Source organism: Streptomyces sp. NPDC048248, assembly GCF_043201875.1.
Lineage (GTDB): Bacteria > Actinomycetota > Actinomycetes > Streptomycetales > Streptomycetaceae > Streptomyces.
Map to the genome: position 1 here is coordinate 87552 of NZ_JBICZL010000002.1, position 26740 is coordinate 114291.

General features: G+C 72.1%; 19 protein-coding genes. 5 read left to right on the top strand and 14 right to left on the bottom strand.

Annotation, left to right across the window (positions count from 1 at the left end; genetic code table 11):
- Nucleotides 1-52: 52 nt before the first annotated feature.
- The gene (locus tag ACGFZW_RS03665; RefSeq protein ID WP_393891371.1) at nucleotides 53-1126 is read right to left on the bottom strand and encodes a S1 family peptidase; all 1074 of its coding nucleotides are present in this window, start codon (nucleotides 1124-1126) and stop codon (nucleotides 53-55) included.
- Nucleotides 1127-1750: 624 nt separating this feature from the next.
- Between ACGFZW_RS03665 and ACGFZW_RS03670 the strand changes: the two genes are divergently transcribed.
- Both ACGFZW_RS03670 and ACGFZW_RS03675 read left to right on the top strand, forming a co-directional pair.
- Nucleotides 1751-2230 carry an Lrp/AsnC family transcriptional regulator gene (locus tag ACGFZW_RS03670; protein ID WP_393891372.1) on the top strand — a complete coding sequence of 160 codons (480 nt, stop codon included), beginning with the start codon at nucleotides 1751-1753 and terminating at the stop codon, nucleotides 2228-2230.
- 25 nt (nucleotides 2231-2255) lie between these two features.
- Nucleotides 2256-2984 carry an HAD family hydrolase gene (locus ACGFZW_RS03675; protein WP_393891373.1) on the top strand — a complete coding sequence of 243 codons (729 nt, stop codon included), beginning with the start codon at nucleotides 2256-2258 and terminating at the stop codon, nucleotides 2982-2984.
- Here the strand turns inward: ACGFZW_RS03675 and ACGFZW_RS03680 are convergent.
- Nucleotides 2932-4593 carry an AMP-binding protein gene (locus tag ACGFZW_RS03680; protein WP_393891374.1) on the bottom strand — a complete coding sequence of 554 codons (1662 nt, stop codon included), beginning with the start codon at nucleotides 4591-4593 and terminating at the stop codon, nucleotides 2932-2934. The genes ACGFZW_RS03675 and ACGFZW_RS03680 overlap by 53 nt on opposite strands.
- A 2-nt stretch (nucleotides 4594-4595) precedes the next feature.
- The gene (locus ACGFZW_RS03685) at nucleotides 4596-5228 is read right to left on the bottom strand and encodes a TetR/AcrR family transcriptional regulator (RefSeq protein ID WP_393891375.1); all 633 of its coding nucleotides are present in this window, start codon (nucleotides 5226-5228) and stop codon (nucleotides 4596-4598) included.
- A gap of 95 nt (nucleotides 5229-5323) precedes the next feature.
- Here ACGFZW_RS03685 and ACGFZW_RS03690 point away from each other — a divergent pair, with 95 nt between their 5' ends.
- Nucleotides 5324-8545, top strand: coding sequence for a carboxyl transferase domain-containing protein (locus ACGFZW_RS03690; protein WP_393891376.1), 3222 nt, complete (start codon nucleotides 5324-5326; stop codon nucleotides 8543-8545).
- A 98-nt stretch (nucleotides 8546-8643) separates the two neighbouring features.
- Here ACGFZW_RS03690 and ACGFZW_RS03695 read toward each other — a convergent pair whose 3' ends face one another.
- The 5 genes from ACGFZW_RS03695 to ACGFZW_RS03715 form a co-directional block, all read right to left on the bottom strand.
- Complete coding sequence (locus ACGFZW_RS03695) at nucleotides 8644-9561, bottom strand: virginiamycin B lyase (RefSeq protein ID WP_393891377.1); 918 nt, start codon at nucleotides 9559-9561, stop codon at nucleotides 8644-8646.
- A 158-nt stretch (nucleotides 9562-9719) separates the two neighbouring features.
- Nucleotides 9720-10799 (bottom strand): sugar ABC transporter substrate-binding protein, encoded by a 1080-nt coding sequence (locus tag ACGFZW_RS03700; RefSeq protein ID WP_393891378.1) that lies wholly within the window; start codon nucleotides 10797-10799, stop codon nucleotides 9720-9722.
- A 478-nt stretch (nucleotides 10800-11277) separates the two neighbouring features.
- The gene (locus ACGFZW_RS03705; RefSeq protein ID WP_393891808.1) at nucleotides 11278-12615 is read right to left on the bottom strand and encodes an MFS transporter; all 1338 of its coding nucleotides are present in this window, start codon (nucleotides 12613-12615) and stop codon (nucleotides 11278-11280) included.
- On the bottom strand, nucleotides 12615-14627 hold the full coding sequence (locus tag ACGFZW_RS03710) for a PEP/pyruvate-binding domain-containing protein (protein ID WP_393891379.1): 2013 nt from the start codon (nucleotides 14625-14627) through the stop codon (nucleotides 12615-12617). The genes ACGFZW_RS03705 and ACGFZW_RS03710 overlap by 1 nt, the downstream gene beginning before the upstream one ends.
- Nucleotides 14624-15997: an acetyl-CoA carboxylase biotin carboxylase subunit family protein gene (locus tag ACGFZW_RS03715; protein WP_393891380.1), complete on the bottom strand. Its 1374-nt coding sequence runs from the start codon at nucleotides 15995-15997 to the stop codon at nucleotides 14624-14626. Before ACGFZW_RS03715 ends, ACGFZW_RS03710 begins: the two co-directional genes overlap by 4 nt.
- A 366-nt stretch (nucleotides 15998-16363) precedes the next feature.
- On the opposite strand from ACGFZW_RS03715, the gene ACGFZW_RS03720 reads away from it, so the two are divergent.
- Nucleotides 16364-17644 carry a PAS domain-containing protein gene (locus tag ACGFZW_RS03720; protein ID WP_393891381.1) on the top strand — a complete coding sequence of 427 codons (1281 nt, stop codon included), beginning with the start codon at nucleotides 16364-16366 and terminating at the stop codon, nucleotides 17642-17644.
- A gap of 226 nt (nucleotides 17645-17870) precedes the next feature.
- The gene (locus ACGFZW_RS03725; protein ID WP_393891382.1) at nucleotides 17871-18893 is read left to right on the top strand and encodes a LacI family DNA-binding transcriptional regulator; all 1023 of its coding nucleotides are present in this window, start codon (nucleotides 17871-17873) and stop codon (nucleotides 18891-18893) included.
- Nucleotides 18894-18930: 37 nt separating this feature from the next.
- Here ACGFZW_RS03725 and ACGFZW_RS03730 read toward each other — a convergent pair whose 3' ends face one another.
- From ACGFZW_RS03730 to rhaI, 6 genes are all read right to left on the bottom strand, one after another.
- Nucleotides 18931-19575 carry a lactate utilization protein C gene (locus tag ACGFZW_RS03730; protein WP_393891383.1) on the bottom strand — a complete coding sequence of 215 codons (645 nt, stop codon included), beginning with the start codon at nucleotides 19573-19575 and terminating at the stop codon, nucleotides 18931-18933.
- Nucleotides 19572-21062, bottom strand: coding sequence for a LutB/LldF family L-lactate oxidation iron-sulfur protein (locus tag ACGFZW_RS03735; RefSeq protein ID WP_393891384.1), 1491 nt, complete (start codon nucleotides 21060-21062; stop codon nucleotides 19572-19574). Before ACGFZW_RS03735 ends, ACGFZW_RS03730 begins: the two co-directional genes overlap by 4 nt.
- The gene (locus ACGFZW_RS03740) at nucleotides 21059-21814 is read right to left on the bottom strand and encodes a (Fe-S)-binding protein (protein ID WP_393891385.1); all 756 of its coding nucleotides are present in this window, start codon (nucleotides 21812-21814) and stop codon (nucleotides 21059-21061) included. The genes ACGFZW_RS03735 and ACGFZW_RS03740 overlap by 4 nt, the downstream gene beginning before the upstream one ends.
- A gap of 55 nt (nucleotides 21815-21869) precedes the next feature.
- The gene (locus ACGFZW_RS03745; RefSeq protein WP_393891809.1) at nucleotides 21870-23261 is read right to left on the bottom strand and encodes a rhamnulokinase family protein; all 1392 of its coding nucleotides are present in this window, start codon (nucleotides 23259-23261) and stop codon (nucleotides 21870-21872) included.
- A 143-nt stretch (nucleotides 23262-23404) separates the two neighbouring features.
- Entirely contained in the window at nucleotides 23405-25492 is a 2088-nt protein-coding gene (locus tag ACGFZW_RS03750) for a bifunctional aldolase/short-chain dehydrogenase (protein WP_393891386.1), read from the bottom strand.
- A 44-nt stretch (nucleotides 25493-25536) separates the two neighbouring features.
- The gene (gene rhaI, locus ACGFZW_RS03755; protein ID WP_393891387.1) at nucleotides 25537-26733 is read right to left on the bottom strand and encodes an L-rhamnose isomerase; all 1197 of its coding nucleotides are present in this window, start codon (nucleotides 26731-26733) and stop codon (nucleotides 25537-25539) included.
- Nucleotides 26734-26740: the final 7 nt, after the last annotated feature.

Sequence of the window (26740 nt, forward strand, 5' to 3'; positions counted from 1 at the left end):
ACGGCGGCAGGCGGCGTAGCAGCGGGTCTGCGCCGCCGGCCTGCCGCGCGGGTCAGCCGATCTGCGCCCCGGTCTTCTCCAGGACCTCGGGCACCGGCTGGTAGAAGGTCTCGCCGCCGCTGGAGCAGTTGCCGCTGCCTCCCGAGGTCAGGCCCAGTGCGGTGTCGCCCTCGAAGAGGGGGCCGCCGCTGTCGCCGGGCTCGGCGCAGACGCTGGTCTGGATGAGTCCGTCGACGGTGCCCTGCTGGTAGTTGACGGTCGCGTTGAGCGCGGTGACGTTGCCGGCGTGCACCTGGGTGGTGCTGCCGCTGCGCTGCACCATCTGGCCCACGATCGCCTCGCCCGCCCTCGCGATGGGCTGCGTGCCGCCGTTGTAGAGGTTCACCTCGCTGGGGTGCGAGGTGTTGGCGGTGAACTTCACGATCCCGTAGTCGTCCCCGGGGAATCTGCTGGATTCCGTCGCGGCGATCTCGCCGCCGCCCTGGGTGGCCGCCCAGGTGCGCGACTCGTTGGTGCAGTGCCCGGCGGTCAGGAAGTACGCCTCGCCGCCCTTGGTGACGTTGAATCCGAGGGAGCAGCGCGCGCCGCCGCCCCAGATGGCGTCGCCACCGGCGATCAGCGGCTGGATGGTGCCGGTCGACTTCTTGATGGCGGTCCGGTCCCCAAGGGAGGAGGCGACCTTGGTGAGCTTCGCCAGGTTGGCGCCCTTGACCGTGCGATCGACGACGATGACCACCTTGTTCGTTCTCGGGTCCATCGCCCAGGACGTGCCGGGGACCGCCGCCTTCTGCTTCAGGGTCGCCTGGGCCTGCTCGAGCGAGGCGAGGGAGTGCTTGACGACCTTCGCCTCGGCGCCGGCCGCGCGGGCCTTGCCCGCGGCCTTCTCGTTGGTGACGTTGACCACCAGCTTGTGGCGGGTGGCGTCGTAGTAGGAGCCCGCGTGGTCGGCGCCGAGGGTGGTGCCGATGGCCTTGGCGCGCTGGGCGGCCGCGGTGGCCGACGATGGGTCGGGGGCGGGAGGCGGAGTGGCGTGGGCACTCTGCAGGGTGAAGGCGGCAGTGATCACAGCCGCCACACCTGTACCGATGATGACGGATTGACGCGTGGGTACGCTCGTGTGCTTCAACTCGGGACCTCTTGTGGGGGTGGGCCGGCAGTGGGGGTGAGCGGACCTGGAGGAGGCACGAGCGCCCGCCCTGGCCGAAGTCGCGTGCACGCCACGTCCCTCGGCAGGGCGCCCGGACCCTCGCGCGGCGCAGAGCATCGCGCGAGGACCGTGCGCCACCTTCACGGTCCGTCAGTTGCTTCGTGATGCGCCCGGCCCGCAAGGGCTTCGGCGCCCGCCAGGACAGGAAACCTGCGGGCGTGGCGCGGCAGAGCGCAGTTATTCTTGCCGTCACCTGCTGCGCGCTACACCCGCGTGGCCACATATCCGTATGAATCACCTGGACGGCCGGTGCGTCCGGCCGCATCTACCGCATCGCCCGCCGTGCGGCACGGCCCGGACCTGACGGGGCCGATCCGCTCCGCACCGGCCGTTCGAGGCACCGCGGCCCGCCGCCCTTCCCGTGTCACCCGAGCGCGCCACCGCCGCCGCGCCGCCCCTCCCCCGGCGATCGCCACGACGACCGCGTCTGGGGGCGTCGCCTCCGCGCGACGGGCACGACCGGTGGCTCACGGCAGCCGTCACATGATGTGCCATTGGTACAGTGAGCAGCGGATTCGCCGATCGGGAGGAGGCCGCCGGGTCATGGCCGTGGACGCCCTCGACGCGAAGATTCTCCGGCTGCTGCTGGATCAGCCGCGCACCAGCGTGCGGGAGTACGCACGCCTCCTCGGTGTCGCCCGGGGCACCGTCCAGGCGCGGCTGGACCGGCTGGAGCGGGACGGCGTGATCACTGCCTACAGCCCGCGGCTGTCGCCCGCGGCCCTCGGCCATCCCGTCCTGGCCTTTGTGCACATCGAGGTGACGCAGGGCCATCTGGAGGAGATGGCCGACGCGCTGGCGGAGGTGCCGCAGATCATCGAGGCGTTCTCGACGACCGGCGGCGGGGATCTGCTCGCCCGGGTCGTGGCGCGGGACGCGGCGCATCTGGAGGACCTGATCCAGCGGCTGATCAGCCTGCCGGGTGTGGTGCGGACCCGTACGGAGGTGGCCCTGCGCGAGCGCGTGCCGCACCGGATGCTGCCGCTGGTCGACGACGTGGGCGGCACCGCGCAACAGCGGTGAGCGGGTCCTTGGCATGCTGGAGGGCATGAGCATTTCCCCCGCCTCCCCGGTCGCACCCGCCACGCCCGTCCCGCCCACACCGGTGATCTTCGACCTCGACGGCACCCTGGTGGACAGCGAGCCGAACTACTACGAGGCGGGCCGCCGGCTGCTGGCCGGGTACGGGGTGACCGACTTCAGCTGGGAGCAGCACACCCGCTTCATCGGTATCGGCACCCGCGAGACGCTGGAGGTCCTCGCCCGGGAGTTCGGCATCGACGCGCCGCTCGACGAGTTGCTCGCGGGCAAGAACCGGGCCTACCTGGAGCTGGCCCGGGCCCACACCGAGGTCTTCCCGGAGATGCGGGTCCTGGTGGAGCGGCTGCACGCTGCGGGACACCCGATGGCGGTCGCCTCGGGGTCCTCCCGGGCCGCCATCGAGGCGGTGCTCGCCGGTACGGGGCTCGACGCGCTGCTGACCACGCTGGTGTCGGCCGAGGAGGTCGCGCACGGCAAGCCGGAGCCCGATGTGTTCCTGGAGGCCGCCCGTCGGATGGGTGTCGCACCGGCGGACTGCGTGGTGCTGGAGGACGCACCGCCCGGTGCGCTGGCGGCGCACCGGGCGGGGATGCGGTGCATCGCGGTCCCGTATGTGGCGGCGACGGTGCGGGACCCGGCGTTCGCGAGCGCGGGGCTGCTGTTCGAGGGTGGTCAGGGCGAGTTCACGGCGCGGGCCGCGTACGACTGGCTCGGGCGGCCAGTTCGGTCTTCCTGATCTTTCCGGTGGCGGTCGTCGGCAGCGCGTCGACGAGCTCGACGTGCGGCAGTTTGTAGCTCGCCATGGTGCCGCTCGCCCAGTCCCGCAGGGTGTCGGCGGTGAGCCGGCTGCCGGGGACGGTGCACACGTAGGCGTACGGGCGCTGGCCGCGGCGTTCGTCCTCGACGGCGACGACGGCCGCGGCGCGCACCTCGGGGTGCCGGCCGAGGAGCGTTTCGACCTCGGTGGGGAACACGCTCATCCCGCTGACCTTGATCATGTCCTTGTCGCGGCCGTGGTAGTGCAGCGCGCCGTCGGCGTCCAGGCTTCCGATGTCGCCGGTGTGCAGCCAGCCGCCGCGCAGTGCACGGGCGGTGGCATCGGGGGCGGACCAGTAGCGGGTGAGGACGGACGGGCCCCGGACGATGATCTCGCCGCGCTCGCCGAGCGGCAGCGGTTCGCCGGTCACGAAGTCCACGACGAGGATGTCCGTGCCCGGAACCGGCAGACCGCAGAAGACCGGCGCGGTGGTCAGGTCGTGGTCGTCGTCCTGGAAGCCGAGGGTGTGGGTGTCGCTGGTGTGCGTCTCGGTCATGCCGTACGACGCCTCGCGCAGCACGCCGCCCGCCGCTGCGCGCCACCGCCGGCGGATCTCCGGGGTGAGCTTGCGGATGAAGGAGACCGTGAGCGGCGCGGTGAGGGTGGACAGGTCGCGGCGCGGCAGGTCGGGATGGTCGAGGAGTTCGAGGTAGTTCTCGACGGTGCCGGCCATGGTGGTGACGCGGTGCCGCTCGACGGCCGCCAGGACCACGGCGGGCTCCCAGCGGGGCAGCAGCACGCCGGTGCCGCCGGAGACGAGCGGGGCGAGGATGCCGAGGTTCTCCCCCGCTATCCAGAAGACCGGCAGGAAGCAGAGCGAGACCAGGGGCCGGACGCGCTCGTCGGGTGCGCGGCCCGCCTCGATGGCGTTCGCGGTGTAGACCATGTGGCGCTGGGTGTGTTCGCAGCCCTTGGGCATGCCCGTGGTGCCGCCGGTGTAGTTGAGGGCGGCGAGCGCGTCCGGATCATCGGCGATGCGGCCGAGCGGGGCGTGCGCGAGTGCGGAGTGCCAGTCGTCGGTGTGGGTGACGAGGATGTCCCGTACGGCGGTGCCGGTGCGGGCGTCGTCGAGCGCGGGCGCGAGATCGGCTGCGGTGATGACCAGCACGGCGCCGGAGTCGGCCAGTTCGTGGCGCAGTTCGTCGGTCTTGAACATCGGGTTGACCGGCACGTGGACGGCGCCGAGGCGGAGCACGGCGAGCATCGAGAGCAGGAACTGCGGGCAGTTGGGGAGGTGCACGCCGACGCGGTCGCCGGGGCGGACGCCGCGGGCATCGAGCGCGCCCGCCAGCCGGTCGGCCGCGTCGTCGAGAGCTCCGTAGCTGTAGATCTCCTCGCCGTACGGGCCGCCGGCGAAGACCAGGGCGGCGCGGCCGGGGTCGGTGCGCGCCCAGTGGTGGACGAGGCCGGGTACGGTCGCCGGGCCGGCCGGGTCGGGGACGGTGCCCAGCCGGCGGATCTCCCGGGCGCGGGCCTGGCGGGCGCGCAGATCGTGCAGGTGCTCCTCGATGCGGGTGCGGCGGCTCACGGCTACTCCTTCGGTATCGCGTCGATTCCGAGCAGGTGCAGATACATGGCGGTGACATCGCGGACGGCGGCGTTCAATTCGCCGGGAGCGGCGGCCACCTGCCGGGCGAACTGGACGCTCATCCCGCCGACCGCGCGGGCGACCGCGAGCGGGGCGGCGACCGGGGCGAGCGCCCCCGCGGCGGTCATCCGGCGGATGTAGCGGGCGGTGCGGTGCACGGGCCGTTCGGTGATCTCCTCCCACAACGCGCGCACCTCGGCGTCCGCCTGGGCCTGCTGCTCCAACAGCCGCAGCAGGGGCAGGTGTCGGGCGTATGCGGCGATGAAGGCGGCGGTGGAGGCCGCGGCGACGGCGCGCACGTCCTCCGGGTCGGTTCCGGGGACGTCCTGTGCGGCGAGGAACGCGTCCCGTACGCGCACCGCGAGGACGCGGAAGATCTCCTCCTTGGACGCGAAGTAGACGTAGAAGCTCGCCCGGGACAGGTCCGCCTCGGCGGCGATGTCGGCGATCGTGGCGGGGCCGTAGCCGCGTCGCGCGAAGACCGTCTCCGCGGCGTCCAACAGCCGGCCGCGGACCACCGTCTCGGTGCGGTCGCGTGCGGTGCGGGTCGCCCAGGGCTCTTGTCTGCGTGCCACGCCCCGACCTTATTGACGTTGACGCCAATGTCAATGAGCATGACCGTGCCGTCTTCTCGGCCTGCTCGGGCCGTTCGGGAACGTGGAGGTTGTCCATGGGGCCAGCTGCCGTACTCGTCGCCAACCGTGGGGAGATCGCCGTACGGGTGCTGCGCGCCGCGGCCGGGGCCGGTTGGCGGACGGCCGTGGTGCATGCCGAGGACGACGCGGACGCGGCCGCCGTCCGGCTCGCCGACGAGGCGTACCCGCTGCCCGGCTCCGGCCCCGCCGCTTATCTGGACGCCGGAGCCGTCATAGCCGCGGCGCTGCGGGCCAACTGCGGCTTCGTGCACCCCGGTTACGGATTCCTGAGCGAGGACGCCGACTTCGCGCGAGCCGGCGCCGCGGCCGGACTCACCTTCGTCGGCCCCTCCCCTGAGGTGCTGGATCTGTTCGGCGACAAGGTGGCGGCGCGCGCGCTCGCCCGATCGCTGGGAGTCCCGGTGGCGCCCGGTACGGAGGGCCCGACGACTCTGGCGCAGGCACGGGAATTCCTCGCCGGACTCGACGAGGGCGCGGCGGTGATGGTCAAGGCGCTCGGCGGGGGCGGCGGGCGCGGCATGCGCGCGGTGCACGATCCGCGCGATCTGGAGGCGGCATGGGAACGGTGTAGTTCGGAAGCCTTGCAGGGCTTCGGTCGGGGCGAGCTGTACGTGGAGCAACTGGTGTGCGGCGCCCGGCACATCGAGGTGCAGACGGCGGGGGACGCGACGGGCGCGGTGACCCATCTGTGGGAGCGGGACTGCAGCGCGCAGCGCCGGCACCAGAAGCTCATCGAGATCGCTCCCGCGCCGGACCTGCCGGAGACCGTGCGGGACGAACTGTTGAAGTGCGCGCTGCGCATGGCACGCGAGGCGGACTGCACCGGCCTGGTGACCTTCGAATTCCTCGTGGACGGCCCGGAGTTCCATTTCATCGAGGCCAACCCTCGGCTGCAGGTGGAGCACACCGTCACGGAGGAGGTGACGGGCGTGGACCTGGTCGATGCCCAGTTGCGGCTGGCGGCCGGCGCGACCCTGGCGGAGCTGGGGCTGTCGGAACCGCCGCCCCGGCCGCGCTCCTTCGCGGTGCAGGCCCGGGTGAACGCGGAGGTGACGGGCGCGGGCGGGGTGGTGCGCCCGGCCACCGGCACCCTGACCCGCTTCGAGGTGCCCACCGGCCCCGGCGTCCGGGTGGACACCGCGGCCCGCGCCGGTCTGGAGATCGGCGCGCGCTACGACCCGCTGCTGGCGAAGGTCGTGGCGCGGGCGCCCGGTCCGGACGTGGCGGCGGCCTGCGCGCGGGCCCACCGGGCTCTGGGCGAGTTCGCGGTCGAGGGGGTGCGGACGGGAATTCCGCTGCTGCGCGCGATACTGGCTCATCCGGCGTTCACGGCGGGCGGCATCCACACCTCCTGGGTCGAGGAACGGTGGCCCGAACTCGTCGTGTCCGAGGGCGACTTGACGATTGATGCACCGATGGATGCCGACGCCGGCGAGGTGGTCGCGCCGATGAGCGGCACGGTCGTCAGCGTCGAGGTAGCCGCCGGCCGGACCGTACGGGCCGGATCGCAGTTGCTCGTCCTGGAGGCCATGAAGATGGAGCATGTGGTGCGCGCTCCGGCCGCCGGGACGGTGCTGTCCGTGGGAGTAGCGGTGGGCGAGACCGTCGACGAGGGCCGGCCGCTGGTGGAGCTGGCCCCGTCGGACGAGGATGCGTGGGAGGAGCAGGCGGCGGAGGCGGCCGATCCGGACGCGATACGCCCCGACCTGGCCGAGGCCCTCCGGCGGCAGGCGATCGGGCTGGACGCCCAGCGGCCCGAGGCCGTCGCCAAGCGCCGTGCGCTGGGGCGTCGGACGGCCCGCGAGAACATCGACGACCTGTGCGATCAGGGGAGCTTCACCGAGTTCGGGGCGCTCGCGGTGGCGGCGCAGAAACAGCGGCGCCCGCTGGCGGAGCTGATCGTCGCCACTCCCGCCGACGGCATGGTCACCGGCACCGGGACGGTGAACGGTGCGCCCTGTGTGGCCATGTCCTACGACTACACCGTGCTGGCCGGGACCCAGGGACACCAGAACCACCGCAAGACCGACCGGATGCTGACCGTGGCGGAGCAGCGCCGGCTGCCCGTCGTGCTGTTCGCCGAGGGCGGCGGGGGCAGGCCCGGGGACACCGACACCGCTTCGGTCGCCGGCCTGGATGTGATGACGTTCCGGCAGATGGGTCGTCTGAGTGGACTGGTGCCACTGGTGGGGATCGCCTCCGGGCGCTGTTTCGCGGGCAACGCGGCGCTGCTGGGCTGCTGTGATCTGGTGATCGCCACTCCGGAGGCGTCGATCGGCATGGGCGGCCCGGCGATGATCGAGGGCGGCGGGCTGGGCACCTACCGCCCGGAGGAGGTGGGACCGCTCTCCGTCCAGGTGCCCAACGGCGTGGTGGATGTGACGGTGCCGGACGAGGCGGCGGCGGTGCGCGTCGCCCGTCGCTATCTCTCGTACTTCCAGGGCGTGCACGCGAGTTGGGAGGCGCCCGATCAGCGGCTGCTGCGCCATGCGGTGCCGGAGAACCGGCGGCGCGCGTATCCGGTCCGGACGGTGATCGAGGGACTCGCGGACACCGGCTCGGTGCTGGAGCTGCGGGCCGGTTTCGGGGCCGGCGTGGTCACGGCGCTGGTGCGCATCGAGGGCCGGCCCATGGGGCTGCTCGCGAACAATCCGGAGCACCTCGGCGGCGCCGTCGACCGGGACGCCGCGGACAAGGCGGCACGCTTCCTGCAGCTGTGCGACGCGTTCGGCCTGCCGGTGCTGTCCCTGTGCGACACCCCGGGGTTCATGGTCGGCCCGGACGCCGAACGCACCGCGACCGTACGGCACTTCTCCCGGCTGTTCGTCACCGGCGCCAACCTGTCCGTGCCGCTGGTGTCGGTGATCCTGCGCAAGGCGTACGGGCTGGGCGCGATGGCGATGATGGGCGGCTCCACCCGGGCGCCACTGGCCACCGCGTCCTGGCCGAGCGGCGAGCTGGGCGGCATGGGCCTGGAGGGAGCGGTGCGGCTCGGCTACCGCAAGGAACTGGCGGCGGTGGCGGATCCGGAGGAGCGCCGGCAGGCGTTCGAGGCGCGGGTGGCCGAGCTGTACGAGCACGGCAAGGCGGTGAACGCGGCGGCGGCGCTGGAGATCGATGCGGTCATCGACCCTGCGGGGACCCGGAGTTGGATCGTGTCGGCGCTCGCCGGGCACGATACGGCAGCGCCCTCCGTGGCAGCCGCCAAGCGCCGGCCGTTCGTCGACACCTGGTAGTCAACGGGCTACCAGGCGGGCGGGGCGCCCGGCGGGAGTCCGGGCGGCGACCGGACTCCCTTCTGCGGAAAGCTCGATGATTTACCGTCAGGTGCTCGTCAGTCGCCGCCCCGGACTCCCGGTAGGTCGATACGGACCAGCGACCCCGTCTCCAGCGCGGCCCACAGGGCGCCGTCGGGGCCCAGGGTGATGCCGTGCGGTTCCGAGGCGCGGTCCGGCAGGTCGTAGCCGTCGATCCGGCCGTCTGTGGTGATCCTGCCGATCCGCCCTGCGCCCCACTCGGTGAACCACAGGGCACCGTCCGGGCCGGCGACGATGGCGTGCGGGCGGGAAGCCCCGTCCGGGAGCGGGAACTCCTCGATGGTGCCGTCGGTGGCGATCCGCGCGATCCGGCCGGCGGCGATCTCCACACACCACAGCGCGCCGTCCGGTCCTGGCGCGATGCCGACCGGGCCGCACTCCGGGGTGGGCAACTGATGGAGGGTGAGGTCCCCGTCCACGGTGATCCGGCCGATCCGCCCGCCGGCCTGGTTGACGGTGAACCAGAGCGCCCCGTCGGGGCCGGGCGCCATGACCGAGGGGAAGCCGCCACGGAGGGGCAACGGATACTCGCTGATCTCCCCGTCGGTGGTGATCCGGCCGATCCGGTCGGTCGCGGACTGGGTGAACCACAGCGCGCCGTCGGCGCCGGCGGCGATGCCGAGGGGCCCGGCCTTCGCGTCGGGCAGCGGGAACGACCGGATCTCACCTGCGGTGGTGATGCGCCCGATCCGGTGCGCCGTGAACTCGGTGAACCACAGGGCGTCGTCGGGCCCTGCGGTGATCATCGTCGGGCCGCTCGGCACCCCGGGCAGGTCGTGTGTCGTGACCTCGCCCTGGGTGGTGACCCTGGCGATGCCTCCGCCGTGCACCAACGTGCACCACAGCGCGCCGTCGGGGCCTGCGGTCAGCGCGTAGGGACCCGCCTCGGGCCCGGCGATGGTGAACTCCTGGAGTACGACGTCATGGTGCGACATCAGCGTGGCAGTCCTCTCCGCGGTGGGCAGGGGGAGGCTACGTCATCGCGGCCGGAAGCACGCAGGAGTTTTTCGGAGGACCGGGGGCGGGCGGCCGCACACCGTGCCGGGGCAGTCTCCCCCCGTGCGGGGAGGCTGCCCCGGTCACTCCGCTTCGGTCACTCCAGGCCGAGGGACTTGCAGGCCGCCGTGAGGTCCTTGCAGAGCCAGTCGGTGCGCACGACTCCGTCCCGCACGACCGTGTCCTCCAAATTCTTCCTGGTCACGATCTGCGCCTCGAACAGCTTTGCGGGGATACCGGACTTGCTCTTGCTGTCCGCAGTCGTCGGGGTGAGGGACTTGATGCTCTTCCCCTGGAGAAGACGGACGGCGATCTCCGCGGCGGTTTGCGCTTCCGGCCTGACCTCCTTGTAGATGGTGAAGGTCTGACTGCCGCTTACCAGCCGCCGCAGGGCCGGGAGTTCGGCGTCCTGGCCGCCGAGCGGCACATTTTCGATACCGGCCGACTCCAGCGCTTCGGCAATGCCGCCCGCCATGCCGTCGTTGGCCGAGTAGACCGCGTCGAAACCGGCCGGCCCGAGGTCGTCGATGACCTCGGTCATCTTCTTCTTGGCCTCCGCCGCGGACCAGTCCTGGATGTCCTTCTCGTAAATGATCTTGCGGACCTTGCGGTCGAGGATCTCGTGCGCGCCCTTCTTGAAGGACGGCGCGTTCGGATCGCTCGGCGAGCCGTTCATCATGACGACGTCGGAGGTGGCCGCGCGGGAGCCCAGGACAGCGGCGAGGCCCTTGGCCTGGAGGCGGCCGATCTCCTCGTTGTCGTACGACACGTAGGCTGCGACATCGCCCTCGGCGAGCCGGTCGTAGGCGACGACCTTGACGCCCTTCTTGGCGGCCTTGTCCACCCAGCTCCGACTGGCGGCGGCGTCCACCGGATCGAGAATGATGACCCGCACGCCCTTGCTCACCAAGGCGTCGAACTGCTTTTTCTGCGTGGCCACATCCGACTTGGCGTTGCGGTAATCCAATTCGCATTCGAGGCACAGGGAAGCGACCCGCGAGGAAATAATACGGCGGTCGAATTCCTCATAACGAGATGCATTGTTCTCCGGCAGAAGCAGTCCAATGGACCGGTTATCCACCGCTGCGCCGTCATCGTCATTTCCGCAGGCCGCAAGGGGCGCTGTGAGCGAAAGCGCCATTGCACCCATGGCGACACGGCGCAGTATTGCATGCATTTCAGGTACCTCCAAAGGGGCCGTCCCTGACCGGCCCGTGAACGGCTGAAGTGAACGTCAATCACGCTCCGCAGTCAAGAATCGAAGCAATAACGATCCGAAAGCGACTTGTGCCTTGACGACCCGAAACGAGGTGATTGGGGTGTTCGCGGTCCGCGCCGGAGTGCGGCCGTCACGGGCGGGACACCTCGGGGTCCGCGGATCAACCGGCGCGGACGTGGCGATCGTCACCCCCGCCGACGGCCGCGCGGCGGGCGTCGCCACGCACCCATGCGCCCCGTCGGACCGGTGCGCGATCCGCTCCCACGCGACGTCCACATATTCACCACATTTACGCGGCGGCCGAATGCGCACCGCCCGTGGCCATTCCGTCACACCTTCCCCGGCTCGGGCCGGCAGGCTTTCTCCACGGGCGACCACGGAAACATACCGATGGGGTCATAGGGAGCGGATCCACGAGAAACAGCCGCTGTGCCGATCAACTCGCGGGCGCCGCTCCGCGCCGCTCGCTCCGGGCCGCGACCGGCACGGCGGATTTCCGCCGCTTCTTCCTGTTGCGCAGGGCCAGCTGGACGGTGGTCATCACCACTGCGGTCACGATCGCGCTGTGCCACAGCAACGCGTCGAGCCGGTCCGCCGACAGATAGGCACCAGCCGCCACGGCAGCCAGCGCGCACACCCCTCGGTCGACGATGCTCTCGACGGACAGCAGAGTGGCGCGCGGGGCGAGAACCGGGATCGCATCGTTGACCAGCTTGCGCTGGACGGGATAGGCGAAGCCGGTGACGGCCGCGAACACACACAGCAGCGCGACCACGGTCCACGGCCCGCCGAGGGTGATGCCGGCCAGCGTGCCCGCCAGCGCGAGGCTGAGCAGGGTCACCCATGTCGCCGGTGCCAGCCGGCGGCCGAGCCACTGCGGACGCGCCGAGGCCACGGCCTCCGCCACGGTCATCGCCGCCAACACCCCGCCGTGCGCGCTCTCACCGATGCCGTGGTCCAGCAGGATGGGCTGGAAGAGATTGACCTGGCAGATGCGGGAGAGAGTGAACACTGCCACGCCCTGCACCATGAGCAGTGCGAGCCAGGGCGTGGCCCGCACCCAGCGCAGAGCCACGGCCGCGTCGCGCACGAGCCCGGAACGACGGCTGTCGTCGTGACCGGGGCCGCGGGCTCCCGGCTCTGGCTCCCGGCGGGACGGGGCGAGGCGCGGCAGTGCGACGGCACAGGCCAGGGAGCCCGCCGCACTCACGGCGCTCAGCACGTACGGCGTCGGGTGGGCGACGGCCATCAGCGGACCGACCAGGGGCCAGCACATCACCTTGGCGGCAAGCCCCAGGGCGCGGGAGGTGCCCTCGGCCTTCAGATAGTGCTCCTCGCACCGCTCGGCCGCCAGGGCGTCGTACAGGTAGGCGCTGGCGGCGCCGGATGTCAGGGAACGGCCGGCGGCGATCGCCAGGAAGTGCACGAGGAAGCCCGTATAGGAGGGGGCGAACACCGGGACGAGGTTCGCCGCGGTCATCACCACCGCCCCGGCCCGCAGGCAGTTTCGGGCACCGATGCGGTCGGCCACCATCCCGGTCGGGATCTCGCACAGGCAGAACGCGATGTAGTAGATGCTCTGGATCCCGAAGATCTGCCCGTCCGAGAGTCCCGCCTGCCGTTGGTAGGCGTAGAACACCGGCATCCACCACAGCAGGTTGAACAGCAGTTGGAAGCCGTTGTTGAGCCGGATGACCTGGCGCGCCACCGGGGTCGGGGGCGGGCCCGACGGGCGCTTGCGGGCGGTGCGCCAGGGCCCGGGAAGCCGGCGGATCACAGCGCGTAGGGGCGGATCTGGACGAGCCGGAAGTCGCCCTGATCGGTCATCAGCCACTCGATGTCGAGCGGGCTTTCCGTGTCGTCCGCGCTGAAGTGGGACTGCAGCAGGCGGCCGGTGAGCGCCAGGTCCGCGAGCCGTCCGCGGGTCGCGGCGGGCAGGTCCGTACCGGACGAGCCGAGAGCCACCGTACGGCCGCCGCCCTCCACGGTGTTGTAGAGGTACTGCTGCGGCAGCGTCGTCCCGTCGACGACCGTCTCGGGAGAGCCCGGTGAGCAGTTGAGGTAGACGTTGCGGAAGTCCTCACGGCGGGTCGGGTTGCAGGTCACCAGCACTCCTCCCAGGTCCGCCGGGACGTACTGCTGGATGATCACCCCCATGTAGGTGTCGTCCAGCGAGATGCCGACCTGGTGACGCAGGCGCACGCTGCGCGGCGACAGCAGGGAGGCCCATACCTGGCGTACCGCGTCCAGGAGTTCGCCGGCGCCCCGGACGGTGGTGACCGAGTCGTAGACGCCGGCCGCGGAGAAACCGGGCAGGTCCTCGGCGTTGGAGGAGGAGCGCACCACCAGGCGGCTGCCCGCGGCGAGCGGCGCGGGAAACGCCTGGGTGATCTGCCGGGTCACCTCGTCCGGCATCGGGGTGTTGCGGACGACGTGCTGCAGGTGCAGGCAGAGCGGGTCGAGCGCCTCCACCGCGCCGAGTTCCAGCGCCATCTTGAGCTTGCCGATGCCCTGTTGGAGGGCCGGCGAGGAGATGAGGAAGCGGTGTTGCAGGGCGAACGGCAGGGCGACTCCGTCGGGGGCAGCGACGGTGCGTGCGGCGAACGCGGCCGCCGTCTGCCGCAGCTCGGCGGTGGTGGCGTCGGTGGTGCCCAGGCGGGCCGCGAGGTGGCCGTACAGGTCGGTGCGGGGCGGACGCGGCCGGCCGTAGAACGCGGTGAGGTCGGCGCTGCGGCTGTCGAGGACGTGGTGCAGCTCCCCGAGGTTGGCGGCCTTGGTCCCGTAGCGGTCCCGGTCGGCGCGGCGCAGCCGGTGCAGGGACAGGGCGGGGACGTCCTCCAGCAGCGGCGGCTCCATCCGGATCCGCTGCTGGTGCCACGTCGGGGCCTGCAGGGCGGGGGCGTTCGCCAGCGGCGCGAGCGTGATCTCGTCGTCCCGCACGCGGTAGCGGACCCAGGCGCCGTTCAGGTCGTCCTGCTCGACGAGCTGCGGCAGGTCCCGGACGATCGCGTTGGGTATGCCCCAGCCGGAGGCGAGGACGTTGGTGTGGGAGAGCGGAGTGATGGGCGCGGTGTTGACGAATCCGGCGACGCGCGGCACGTCGTCGGGCAGGCAGGCCATGGCGACGATGTCCGACCAGCCCAGGCCGGCGGCGGCCGCCTCGTACTCCTCGGCGGTCGCGAAGTAGCGCAGCCGGCCGGTGGCCTCGCCCGGGTTGAGCGGGGTGCGGGTGCGGTTGCCGAAGAGCTGGTGGCTGAGGATCCGGGGCACCCGGACCTCGCTGATGGCGGTCAGTTCGTGTTCCTGACCGTGGTTCGCGGGCTTCAGCAGCAGGGGCAGCCGGCCGTCGACCCGGCTGCGGACGAACGTGTAGAAGTCTTCGAGCAGAGCGCCCTGCATGGTGTCGGCCTCGGTCGTCTCCAGGACGAGGAAGGGCCGTTCGCGGCCGTCGAAGTCCTCGTCGGTGTGCAGGGAGAGCACGCCGAGGAGGAAGCGGCGCTCGGGATCGGCGTACACCGAGGCGTTGAAGGCGTCGAGCGTGGCGTCCAGCGCCGACAGTTCCATGCCGAGGATCCGGGTGGCGACGTAGTTGACGTGGAACGGGTGGACGGCCGTGTCGAGAAGGTGCCAGGTGTTCTCGGTGCGGTCGACGACGACTTTCAGATAGGGGTGGCCGGCCAGCACTCCGGAGAGGGTGCGGAACAGCGGCAGTGAGAGGTTCTCACCGACGACGGTGCGGTCGGTGTGGGGGCAGGGCGCGCCGAGCGGGAGCAGGTCGGTGGTCATGACGGGTCCTTCTCGGGGGCGGCGGCGGGCAGGACATGCGGCAGGGCGTCGACCAGGGCGCGGAAGTCGGCGAGGACGGTCTGCGGGTCGGCGGCGGAGAGCAGGCAGAGCGCCGCCATGGTGTTGGCGCCGGCGGCCGGGTCGTAGACCGGGACCGTCGCGCCGTCGGGGAGGGAGTTCTCGGCCACCACGGACAGCCGGCTGCCGTCGCCGAGGGGGACGGCACGGGCGACCGCGGGGAAGTCCCAGACGCGCCGGTCCGGCCAGGGCTCACCGGCGCCGTCGACGGCCAGGACCACGAGGGAGCCTGCCGCGCCACGCGCCTCCTGCGGCGTACGGGCCCGCCCCGGCCAGATCACCGGGCGTCCCAGCAGGTGATCGACGAGCATGCCGATGAGGTCGAGACCGAAGACCTCCTCGATCTGCGGGATGGTCATCGCGCCACCGAACCGGGCGGCCGTCTCGATCACCCACATCCGGCCGTCGGCGCCGAGCTTGATCTCGGTGTGCGTACCGCAGTTCTCCAGGCCCAGCGTGTCCACGGCCTCCCGTGCGAGGGCCACCACCCGTTCCTGGGCATCCTGCGGGAGCAGGGCCGGGGTGATGCCGGCGCGTTCGGTGAACGGCGCGACGGTCGGCATGCGTCCGCTGAGGCAGACCGGCCGGAAGTCGCCGTCGACGACGACACCTTCGACGCTCACGTAGTCGCCCCACCCGGGCTCGTCGAACCAGTCCTCGGCGGAGCCCGTCACGATCTCCTCGACGAGGAAGTCCGCGCCGGCGCCTGCCACATGGAGTTCGGCGTAGCCCAGCTGAGCGGATTCGGCCATCACCGCACGCGACCGCTCCCAGGCCGCTCGGACCTCCCGCGGGGAGCGGATGATCTGGTGGGCGGTGGAGCCGGCGCTCCAGGCCGCCTTCAGCAGCAGCGGGAAGTCGAGGGCGGAGGCCGCGTCGTGCAGGTCCTGTTCGCAGGCGACCGGCCGGAACCGGGGCTGGGATATGCCCGCTTCCCGCCAGGTGCGCCGCATCATGCGCTTGTCGCGGGCGAGGACGCAGGAGGCGCCCGGGCCGGCGAGACCGAGCTTCTCGCACGCCTCGGCGACGGCCACGACCGCGTACTCGGAGAAGGTGACGATCGCGTCCGCGCCGACGGCCTGGGCACGGGCGACGATCAGGGACACCAGGTCGTGCTGCTCCTGTGCGGTGGGAGCCAGGACCGAGGCGCAGCGCCGCTGCGCGGTCGCGGCCAGGGTGGGAGGAAGTGCGCTGAGTGCCAGCAGGTGCACTGCCGACCTCGCGGCGACCCGTGACAGAGCATGGCCGAGGGGCGGGCCGCCCTTGGCATGCACGTACAGCACCTTGCTCACAGAAATGCATCTCCTTCACGGAAAAAGGGGTGGGGCGTCAAAGGTGGACGGCGTCACCGGCGGACGGCGCGTCAAGGTGGCGGAAGGGGCGCCTCCAACGGGCGCCTGCCACCCCTCAAGCGAAGCAGCCCCGAGACGTCCCGGAAACCGCTTCGGGCCGCAGAGGGTCAGGCAAGTGCCAGAGTTGTGGGTGCCGTTGGGCAGGTGTGAAGGATTCGTGATGACGTATGGCAGGGAGGTCGGCGCGGGGCCGCCGCCGCAGACCTCCCAGGTCGGCCGAGAACCGGGCTTGCGCGGGAACCGGACGGGATACGCATCGCGGTGTCACATCGCGCCAACCGGTTGAAACTTGATGGAAAGGTCCTCGTGGACGAGACCAGTCTCAAAGCGCTGCTCACGCACCTCCCCGTGTCCTGGTGGGAGACCGACGGGCAGCTGCACGTCATCGACAGCGGCGGCGGCGCCTTCGGCGACACGCGGACGGCACAGCGGTTCCTCGACACGCTGCGGCCCGATCTCGCGGCGAACGCCGCGGGCCCCCGGCAGTGGCACGCCCGGTTCGACGATCGGGTCTTCGAGGTGAGCTGGCCCCTCGACGGCGCCGCCGGCCGAGGCCGCACCCGCGGACTTGCGGTGGAGGTCGACGCCGAGCCCGCCGCCCGGCGCCGCTACGACGCGTTCGCCGACCTGGCTCCCGCGGCGGCCTTCATCCGGGACCGGAACGGGCGCTACCTGTGGACGAACCACGCCTACGCGCACCTCTACGGCGTCACGCCCGCGGACATCATCGGCAAGCACCTCCAGGACTTCGACTCCCCCGACGACGCCGTGCAGTTCCTCGCGCTCGACCGGGAGGTCCTCGCCCACGGCAGACCGGTGCGGCACACGCTGACGTACCACCGCTCGGACGGCACCGACGGACACGCGGCGGGCCACCGCTTCCCCGTCCTGGAGGGCTCGCAGACCTGCGTGGCGGGCATCTACGTGGACATCACCGACTCCACCCGCGCGCTGCGCCAGCGCCGCGAGGCCGAGGAGAGCCTGCACGCGCTGCGCGACCACAGCGGGCTGCCCTGCGCCCTGATCTCGGCCGGAGGACGGATCAGACAGGCGAGCGCCGCTGCCGCCGAACTGCTCCAGACCAGGCTCTCGGACCTCATCGGCCGCCGCGCCGACACCCTGCTGGCCCCGGCCCCGGAGCTCGACCTGCTGCACCACAGATGGAACGACCTGATAGCCCGCCGGAGCAGGAGGGTCGAGACCACGGCGGTGTTCCTGGACGCGCTCGGCCGGCAGCGGCGGGCCCGGCTGCATCTGACGACGGTGGGCCGGACGTCCACCCGCGCGGCACACGTCTGGGCGGTCGTCACCCACCAGGGCCTCGCGCACGAGATCCAACCGCCGCTCACGGCAAGCCAGATCCGCATCCTGTCCCTGCTCGCCGTGGGGCGCAGCAACGGGGAGATCGCCACCTCGCTGCGGCTCTCCCGGCAGACCGTCGACTACCACCTGCGACGCCTGCGCGATCTCCTCGGCGCGGCGACCCGACCCGCCCTGGTCGCCCGCGCGTACGTCCTGGGCATCCTCGCCCCCCAGGCCTGGCCGCCGCGCTCCGCCACGGCCACCCATCCCCTCAGTCCCACCTGAGCGCGGCTGCGGGCCGGCCGCTCCCGGGCGGAGCGCCGCTCACCTGCGGGGACGGTGCACGGGCGGCGGCGCTCCCGCCGGCCCTCGGCCCACGTAAACTCACCCGGGACGGGGCAGGGGCACGGACGGCGCAACGGACGCGAGTGGCCCGCCCGGTCTTCCGAGGGTCCGTGGGACCAGTGCCCGTGTGCCCGACGCAGCTCGCATCGCTGGAGGTTTCCGCCCGATGGCACCGTCCGTGGGTATCAAGGACGTCGCCCGCGCCGCCGGGGTTTCCGTGGGCACGGTCTCGAATGTCATCAACCGCCCGGAGGCCGTCGCCTCGGGCACCCGGGAACGGGTCCTGTCGGCCATCGACCGCCTCGGCTACGTCCGCAGCGAGTCCGCACGACAGCTGCGCGCGGGGCACAGCCGCATCATGGGGCTGCTCGTCCTCGACATGGGCAACCCCTTCTTCGTCGATGTCGCCCGCGGCGCGGAGCGGGCCGCGCGCGCGGCCGGGCTCGGTGTGATGGTGTGCACCAGCGCCCAGAGCCCGACAGAGGAGGCCGAGTACCTGTCGCTCTTCGCCGAGCAGCGGGTCCGCGGCGTCCTCCTCACCCCGGCCGACGCGACCGGTCGCAACATCGCGGCCTTCCGCCGGCACGACATCCCCTTCGTGCTGCTCGACCGGGTCGCCGAGGGCACCTCCGAATGCTCCGTCTCCGTCGACGATGTCACCGGCGGCGCCCTCGCCGTACGCCACCTGGTCACCGCGGGGCACCGCAGCATCGCCTATGTGAGCGGCCCGTCCACGCTCCAGCAGGTCAAGGACCGGCGCACCGGCGCGCTCCAGGCCCTGGCGGAGGCCGGGCTCCCCGCCGAATCGCTGCGGGAGCTGCCCAGCAAGCGTCTCGACGTGGCCGCCGGGCGGGACGCGGGCGCCCGGCTCCTGGGCCTCACCGAGCGGCCCACCGCTGTCTTCTGCGCCAACGATCTGCTGGCGCTCGGCGTCCTCCAGGAGATGTACGCGGCGGGAGTCCGGGTCCCCGAGGACATCGCGATCGTCGGCTACGACGACATCGAGTTCGCGGCAGCTGCGGCCGTCCCGCTCACGTCCGTACGGCAGCCCGCCGTCACCATGGGCGCCATGGCGGCCGAACTCCTCCTGGAGGAGATCGAGACGGCGGACGAGGGCGGCCACGCGCACCGGCGCGAGGTTCTCCAGCCGGAACTGGTCGTGCGGCGCTCCAGCCTGGCACCGCACTGACCGCTTCCGGCCAGGCTCCGCAGAGCCTCCGGGCGGGTCAGCCCCCGCCCACCAGCACCACCTCCAGGGTGCGTGGGCCGTGCACCCCCTCGACCCGGTCCAGCTCGATGTCGCTGGTGGCCGAAGGGCCCGAGATCCAGGTCAAGGGGCGCCTGGGGTCGAGGAGTTCCATCGCGAGCGGGAGCGAGGCGACGACCTGGCCCGGGGCCCGCACCACGCAGACGTGATGGTCGGGGACGAGCGTGATCCGGCGCCGCCCCTGGTCCGGGCCGCCGTCCAGGACGAGTGTGCCGGTCTCGGCGATCGCCACGGCGCAGCCCGTCACCACGCTGTCCGCGCCGTCGAGCTGCGCGGGAGCGAGCGACGCCGCGTCGTGGACACGTGTCGGGCCGTCCTCGGGCAGCCATCCGGACGGCAGACCGGGCGGCACCACCACCGTCCGCGAACCACGCTCGGCGAGCAGCCGCGCCAGGAGCGCGGGCAGCCCGCGGGAGTCCGTACGGTGCACCACGGCCCGGTATTCCGCCAGGTTCTCGGCGAGCAGCGCGACGGTCTGCTCGGGGGTGCGCGTGCCGTGCTCGCGCAGATAGCGGCGCTCCACCGCCGACGTGTGATCCTGCGGTCCGCGCTCCGGGCCCAGCGCCCGGCGCACCCGGCCGAGGACCCTTTCCCTGCTGCTCATGTGCTGTCCTTCCCATCGGCCTGCCGGGTGCGTCGCCACCAGTCGCGGAACGGCTCCGCGGGCACCGGCGGCAGATCGCGGGTCGCGCTCCACGCCCGGCCGGGGCCCGGTAGCGTCCTGGGGTGGAGGCGGCGGGTGCGCGAGGCGAGCCGCTGGCCGGCCCGCAGTGCCGCGGGATGGCTGAAGGCCCAGCGCGCGGCTCGCATCGCGGCACGCTCGGCGGCGTGTCCCTTCGCGGGCTTCAAGGTGACCTTCGCCCCGTGGCGGGTGACCTCGCCGCCCTGCACCACGCGTTCGCGGAGGTGCACCAGGACGTCGGGGATGTCGATGGCCACGGGGCAGACCTCGTAGCAGGCTCCGCAGAGGCTGGACGCGTACGGCAACGAGGCATCGATCTCGCTCTGGGTGCCGCGCAGTTGAGGGCTGAGGATGGCACCGATCGGGCCGGGGTAGACGGAGCCGTACGCGTGCCCGCCCGCCCGTTCGTACACCGGACACACATTGAGGCACGCCGAGCAGCGGATGCAGCGCAGGGCCTGGCGTCCGACCTCGTCGGCCAGTGTGTCGGTGCGCCCGTTGTCGAGGAGAACGAGGTGGAAGGCCCGCGGCCCGTCCCCCTCCGCGGCGGCGGTGGTCCCGGTCCACATCGAGGTGTAGGGGTTCATCCGCTCGGCCGTCGAGGAGCGGGGCAGCGTCTGGAGGAACACCTCCAGGTCGCGCCAGGTCGGCACGGTCTTCTCGATGCCGACGACGGAGATCAGCGTCTCGGGCAGGGTCAGGCACATCCGGCCGTTGCCCTCGGACTCGACGACGACCATGGTGCCGGTCTCGGCGACCATGAAGTTGGCACCGGAGATGCCGACCTTGGCCCGCAGGAACTTCTCGCGGAGGTGGAGCCGGGCGGCCTCGGCGAGGTCGGCGGGGCTGTCGGTCAGCGCTTCGGGCGCCGGGCGGCCCCACGCGCTCATCTCCCGGCGGAAGATGTCGCGGATCTCGCCGCGGTTGCGGTGGATGGCCGGGACGAGGAGGTGCGAGGGCCGGTCCTTGCCGAGCTGCACGATGAGTTCGGCGAGGTCGGTCTCGTAGGCACGGATGCCCTCGGCCTCAAGCGCCTCGTTCAGACCGGTCTCCTGGGTGGCCATCGACTTGACCTTGACCACCTCCGTCTCGCCGGTCTCGCGCACCAGGCGGGTCACGATCCGGTTGGCCTCGGCCGCGTCGGCCGCCCAGTGCACGGTGCCGCCCGCGGCGGTGACCGACTCCTCCAACTGCACCAGGTAGCGGTCCAGATGGCCCAGGGTGTGGTCCTTGATCTGCTTGCCCGCCTCGCGCAGCTCCGCCCAGTCCGTCAGCTCGGCGACGGCCTGGGCGCGCTTGTCGCGGATGGTGTGCGTGGCGTGCCGCAGATTGCCGCGCAGCGTACGGTCGCGCACGGCGTCGCGCGCGGCGTCGGGGAAGGCGGGCATGCCCAGATACGTGCCGCTCATGACAGGGGCTCCTCTTCCGTGCTCGCCAGGATCTCCGCGAGGTGGACCGGGCGCAGCGGCGTACACAGCCGCGCCATGGTGCCGCCGAGGTGCATCAGGCAGGAGTTGTCCGCGGCGCACAGGACCCCCGCGCCGGTCGACTCGGCGTTGCGCACCTTGTCGATGCCCATCGCGGCCGAGACATCGGAGTTCTTGACGGCGAAGGTGCCGCCGAATCCGCAGCACTCCTCGGCGCCTGGCAGCTCCACGAGTTCGAGCCCGCGGACGGCTTCGAGCAGCCGGCGCGGGCGGTCGCCGAGCCCGAGGGACCGCAGCCCGTGGCACGTCGGATGGTAGGTCACGGTGTGCGGGAACCAGGCGCCGACGTCGGTCACGCCGAGCACGTCCACCAGGAACTCGGTGAGTTCGTACGTCTTGTGGACCACCGGTGCGAGCGCCGTCGCCAGGTCCTCGCTGCGTCCCTCCGCACGGGCCCGTTCCCCCATCCGCGGGTAGAGCTCACGCACCGTCGCACCGCACGATCCCGAGGGCGTGACGATCACGTCGTGGTCCGCGAACACCTCGGCGAAATGCCGGGCGAGCGGCTCCGCCTGGCGGCGGTAGCCGGTGTTGTAGTGGGCCTGCCCGCAGCAGGTCTGGCCCATCGGGAATTCCACCTCGACCCCGAGCCTGGACAGCAGATTCACCACCGCCCGGCCCGTTCCCGGATACAACGTGTCGTTGACACAGGTCAGAAACAGGGCGGCACGCACCGCGGCCCCTTCGGTTCGTTCGGTTCGTTCGGTTCGTTCGGGGCGGCAGGGCGGCTCATCGCGCTTCGATCCTGCGCTCGGCCGCGCGCCAGGCGGCGGCGTCGCCCTGCGGCTCGTACCGTGCCAGTGGCTGCGTACGCGCGAGGAGTGCGCGCATCGCCGCCCGGTCGTCGACCAGGCCGTGCGCCCGTGCCTGAACGAGGACGTTGCCGAGCGCGGCGGCCTCCGCCGGGCCTGCGACGACCGGCAGCCCGCAGGCATCGGCCGTCAGCTGGCACAGCAGCGCATTGCGCGCGCCGCCGCCGACGATGTGCACGACGTCGACCGGGCGGTCGGCGAGCCGGGCCGCGTCGGCGAGGGTGCGGCGGTGGGCGAGCGCCAGCGAGTCCAGGATGCAGCGGACCGTCGCGGCTCGGGTCTCCGGTACCGGCTGGCCGGTGGCCCGGCAGGCGGCGGCGATCCGCTCGGGCATCCGGCCCGGCGGGAGGAAGGCGGCGTCGCCCGCGTCGACGACCGACCGCAGCGCCGGCGCCCCGGCCGCTTCCCGCAACAGCGGGGCGAGGTCCGGCCCGCCCCAGGCTCGCAGGCATTCCTGGAGAAGCCACAGGCCCATGATGTTGCGCAGGTAGCGGACGGTGCGGTCGAGGCCGAGTTCGTTGGTGAAGTTGGCGGTGCGGCTCTCCTCGCTCAGGACGGGCGCGTCCAGCTCCAGGCCGGCGAGCGACCAGGTGCCGGTGCAGATGTACGCGAAGTGGTCGGTGGCCCCCGCGGGCACGGCGGCCACCGCGGACGCGGTGTCGTGCGAGCCCACCGCGGTCACCGGCACCGGGCCGGTCAGCCGCGTCTCCTCCAGCACGTGCGGCAGCAGCTCCCCCGCCGGATCGCCGGGGCGGCGCAGCGGCGCGAACAGGCCGAGATCGATGCCCAGCCGCTCGGCGATGCCGTACGCCCAGTCGCCGGTGCGCGGATCGATCAACTGCGTGGTGGAGGCGTTGGTGAGCTCGGTGCCGGGGCGGCCGGTCAGCCAGTACGTCAGCAGGTCGGGAATGAGCAACAAGCGCTCGGCGGCGTTGAGTTGCGGAGTTCCACGAGCTGCCGTCAGCTGGTACAGCGTGTTGAAGGGCGCGTACTGCAGGCCGGTCGCCGCGTACAGCTCGTCGGCCGGCACCCGCGCCCACACCTTCTCCGCGGCGCGTTCCGTACGGCTGTCGCGGTAGTGCACCGGGTTGCCGAGCAGCGCCCCGTCCGCGTCGAGCAGGCCGTAGTCGACGGCCCAGCTGTCGATGCCGACGGAGGCGACCTGCCCGGCGGCCCGCAGCCCGTCGAGGACGCCCGCGTACAGCGCGAGCACGTCCCAGTGCAGCGTGCTGCCGGTGCGCACGGCGCGGTTGGGGAAGCGGTGGACCTCCGTCAGGTCCAGGACGTCCGGGCCGGCCCGGACCGTCATCACACGCCCACTGGAGGCGCCGAGGTCGACGGCGGCGAACGGGAGGGAGTCGGTGGGTGGCACAGGGTCCTCGCGGGAATCGTCGTGGCGGGACGGCGGCCGCGCCGTGGCACGCGGCCGCCGTGACAGGGGAACTGCCGGTGTCAGCGCAGGAACGCCGCCGCGACGCCCGCGTCCACGGGAACGTGCAGCCCGGTCGTGTGCGTCAGATCGCCGCCGGTCAGGGCGAACACCGCGCTCGCGACGTGCTCCGGCAGGACCTCGCGCTTGAGCAGGGTCCGCCGGGCGTAGAACTCACCGAGCTCGTCCTCCTCGATGCCGTACGTCGCCGCGCGCTGCGCTCCCCAGCCGCCCGCGAAGATCCCGGAGCCGCGCACCACGCCATCCGGATTGACACCGTTCACACGGATCCCGTCCTCCCCCAACTCCACTGCCAGCAGTCGCACTTGGTGCGCCTGGTCGGCCTTCGCCGCGGAGTAGGCGATGTTGTTCGGGCCGGCGAACACCGCGTTCTTGGAAGCGATGTAGACGAGGTCACCGCCGAGCCCCTGCGCCCGCATCATTCGTGCCGCCTCGCGCGAGACGAGGAACGATCCGCGCGCCATGATGTCGTGCTGGAGGTCCCAGTCCCGCGCGGTCGTCTCCAGCAGCGGTTTCGACAGCGAGATGCCCGCGTTGTTGACCACCAGGTCGACACCGCCGAACGCCAGCGCCGCGGCCCGGAACGCCTCGGCGATCTGCTCCTCGGACGTCACGTCCGCGGTCACCGGGACCGCCTTGTCCGCGCCGCCCAGCTCCTCGGCGACGGCGGCCGCGCTGTCGGCGTTCAGGTCCGCGACCACCACGCATGCGCCCTCGGCGACGAGACGGTGCGCGACGGCCCTGCCGATGCCGCTGCCCCCGCCCGTCACCAGCGCCACGCGGGTGGCGAGCGGCCTCGGCTCGGGCATCCGACGGAGCTTGGCCTCCTCCAGCGCCCAGTACTCGATGCGGAACTTCTCGGACTCCTCGATCGGCGCGTAGGTCGAGACCGCCTCGGCGCCGCGCATCACGTTCACGGCGTTGACGTAGAACTCCCCCGCCACCCGCGCCGTCTGCTTGTCCTTGCCGAAGGAGAACATCCCGACGCCCGGTACGAGCACGATCGCCGGGTCCGCGCCGCGCATCGGCGGCGAGTCGGGCTCGGCGTGCCGGGTGTAGTAGGCGGCGTACGCCTCGCGGTACCCGGCGTGCAGCTCCTCGATGCGCGCGACGGCCTCGTCGAGCGTCACGGACGGCGGCAGGTCGAGGACCAGCGGCCTGACCTTCGTCCGCAGGAAGTGGTCCGGGCAGGACGTACCGAGGGCCGCGAGCCGGGGGTGCTCGGCACGCGCGAGGAAGTCGAGTACCGCCTCGGAATCGTCGAAGTGGCCGACCTGCGGCCGGTCCTGGGATGCCAGCCCCCGGATCACCGGTGCGAGCGCCGCGGCCCGCTCCCGGCGCGCTTCGGCGTCGAGGGGCGCGTACCCGTCCAGCAGCGGACCGAACGGCTCGGCCTTCCCGCGCTCGGCGAGGAACGTCTCCGCAGTACGGATGAGGTGCAGGGCGTTGCGCTGGCACTCCTCGGAGGTCTCGCCCCAGGCAGTGATGCCGTGACCGCCCAGTACACAACCGATGGCCTGCGGGTTGTCCCGCTTGACCGCCGCGATGTCCAGGCCGAGCTGGAACCCCGGACGCCGCCACGGCACCCAGGCAACCCGGTCGCCGAAGCACTCGGCCGTGAGCTTCTCGCCGTCCGCTGCGCAGGCGAGGGCGATCCCCGAGTCGGGGTGCAGGTGGTCGACGTGTGCCGCGTCCACCAGGCCGTGCATCGCGGTGTCGATGGACGGCGCCGCTCCCCCCTTGCCGTGCAGGCAGTAGTCGAAGGCGGCGACCATCTCGTCCTCGCGCTCCACACCCGGATACACCTCCGTCAGCGCGCGGAGCCGGTCCAGACGCAGCACGGCGAGCCCGTCGGCGGTGAGCGTGCCGAGGTCACCGCCCGAGCCCTTGACCCACATCAGCTCGATGTCGCCGCCGGTCACCGGGTCGACTGCGGAGCCCTTCGCTGAGGCATTGCCGCCCGCGTAGTTGGTGTTGCGCGGATCGGCGCCGAGCCGGTGCGCCCGCGCGAGCAACGCGGCCGCCGGCTCGGGGATCCGCGCGGAACCGGCGCCCTTCGGAGGGTCTTGGGGGTGGAGGGCGAAAGCCATGAGCAAAGTCCTTAGGGGAAGAGAGAGGTGCGTACGGGGGCGGGTCAGGCGCCCCAGCCGGCCTGCTGTCCGACGGCACGCTCGGCGGCGATGTGCGCGGCCCAGCCCGAGCGGTGGTAGGCGGCGACCGGATCGGGGTCGAGGCCCTGCTCCTCGCGGACCTCTGCGAGCAGCGGGCGTACGTCGGTGTTGAAGGCGTCCATCAGGACGGCGTTGGCCGCGAGGACGTCGCCGGAGCGCTGCGCACCGGCGAGCGCGTCACGGTCGACGAGCAGCGCCTTGGCCGTGGCCTCCTGGACGTTCATCACCGAGCGGATGACCGCGGGGATCTTCGCCTCGATGTTGTGGCACTGGTCGAGCATGAACGCGATGCCCGAGCCCTCGTCCAGACCGCCCCCGCGCCGCACCTCGTACATGATCCGGAACAGCTGGAACGGGTCTGCCGCGCCCGCCATCAGGTCGTCGTCCGCGAAGAAGCGGGAGTTGAAGTCGAACGCACCGAGTTTCCGCTCGCGCAGCAGCAGCGCGACGATGAACTCGATGTTGGTGCCCGGCGCATGGTGCCCGGTGTCCACACACACCTGCGCCTTCTCGCCGAGCTTGAGGCAGTGCCCGTACGCCGTGCCCCAGTCGGGCACGTCGGTCGCGTAGAAGGCAGGCTCGAAGAACTTGTACTCCAGGACCATCCGCTGGTGGTCGCCGAGGCGCTCGTAGACGGCCTGCAGGGCTTCCGACAGCCGGTCCTGGCGGTCGCGGATGTCGTCCTGGCCTGGATAGTTGGTGCCGTCGGAGAACCAGAGCTTCAGGTCGCGGGAGCCCGTCTCGTCCATGATGTCGACGCACTCCAGCAGATGGCCGAGCGCCTTGCGCCGTACCGCCGGGTCCGGGTTGGTGACACTGCCCAGCTTGTAGTCGTCGTCCTGGAAGACATTGGAGTTGATGGTGCCCAGCCGCACCCCGCGCTCCTCGGCGTACCGGGCGAGGCCCGCGTAGCCCTTGGGTCCTTCGACCCGGTCCCAGGGGATGTGCAGCGCCACGGTCGGCGCGGCGCCGGTGAACTGGTGCACCTTCGCGGCGTCGTCCAGCTTTTCCTGCGGTGTGCGCGGCACGCCCGGCTGGGCGAACACCTTGAAGCGGGTGCCGGAGTTCCCGTAGCCCCAGGACGGCGTCTCGATCGCCTGGCGCTTCAGGACAGCCTTGGCCCGCGCCGTCCGTGCCTCGTCTGCGGTGGGCTCGGTCATGTCTCTC

Excerpts from the sequence above, each read along its gene's own strand:
- ACGFZW_RS03695 (WP_393891377.1), bottom strand. The coding sequence starts at position 9,561 with ATGTCGCACCATGACGTCGTACTCCAGGAGTTCACCATCGCCGGGCCC.
- ACGFZW_RS03735 (WP_393891384.1), bottom strand. The coding sequence starts at position 21,062 with ATGAGCGGCACGTATCTGGGCATGCCCGCCTTCCCCGACGCCGCGCGC.
- ACGFZW_RS03725 (WP_393891382.1), top strand. The coding sequence starts at position 17,871 with ATGGCACCGTCCGTGGGTATCAAGGACGTCGCCCGCGCCGCCGGGGTT.
- ACGFZW_RS03730 (WP_393891383.1), bottom strand. The coding sequence starts at position 19,575 with ATGAGCAGCAGGGAAAGGGTCCTCGGCCGGGTGCGCCGGGCGCTGGGC.
- ACGFZW_RS03700 (WP_393891378.1), bottom strand. The coding sequence starts at position 10,799 with ATGCATGCAATACTGCGCCGTGTCGCCATGGGTGCAATGGCGCTTTCG.
- ACGFZW_RS03690 (WP_393891376.1), top strand. The coding sequence starts at position 5,324 with ATGGGGCCAGCTGCCGTACTCGTCGCCAACCGTGGGGAGATCGCCGTA.
- ACGFZW_RS03750 (WP_393891386.1), bottom strand. The coding sequence starts at position 25,492 with ATGGCTTTCGCCCTCCACCCCCAAGACCCTCCGAAGGGCGCCGGTTCC.
- ACGFZW_RS03670 (WP_393891372.1), top strand. The coding sequence starts at position 1,751 with ATGGCCGTGGACGCCCTCGACGCGAAGATTCTCCGGCTGCTGCTGGAT.
- ACGFZW_RS03710 (WP_393891379.1), bottom strand. The coding sequence starts at position 14,627 with ATGACCACCGACCTGCTCCCGCTCGGCGCGCCCTGCCCCCACACCGAC.
- ACGFZW_RS03745 (WP_393891809.1), bottom strand. The coding sequence starts at position 23,261 with ATGACGGTCCGGGCCGGCCCGGACGTCCTGGACCTGACGGAGGTCCAC.
- rhaI (WP_393891387.1), bottom strand. The coding sequence starts at position 26,733 with ATGACCGAGCCCACCGCAGACGAGGCACGGACGGCGCGGGCCAAGGCT.
- ACGFZW_RS03675 (WP_393891373.1), top strand. The coding sequence starts at position 2,256 with ATGAGCATTTCCCCCGCCTCCCCGGTCGCACCCGCCACGCCCGTCCCG.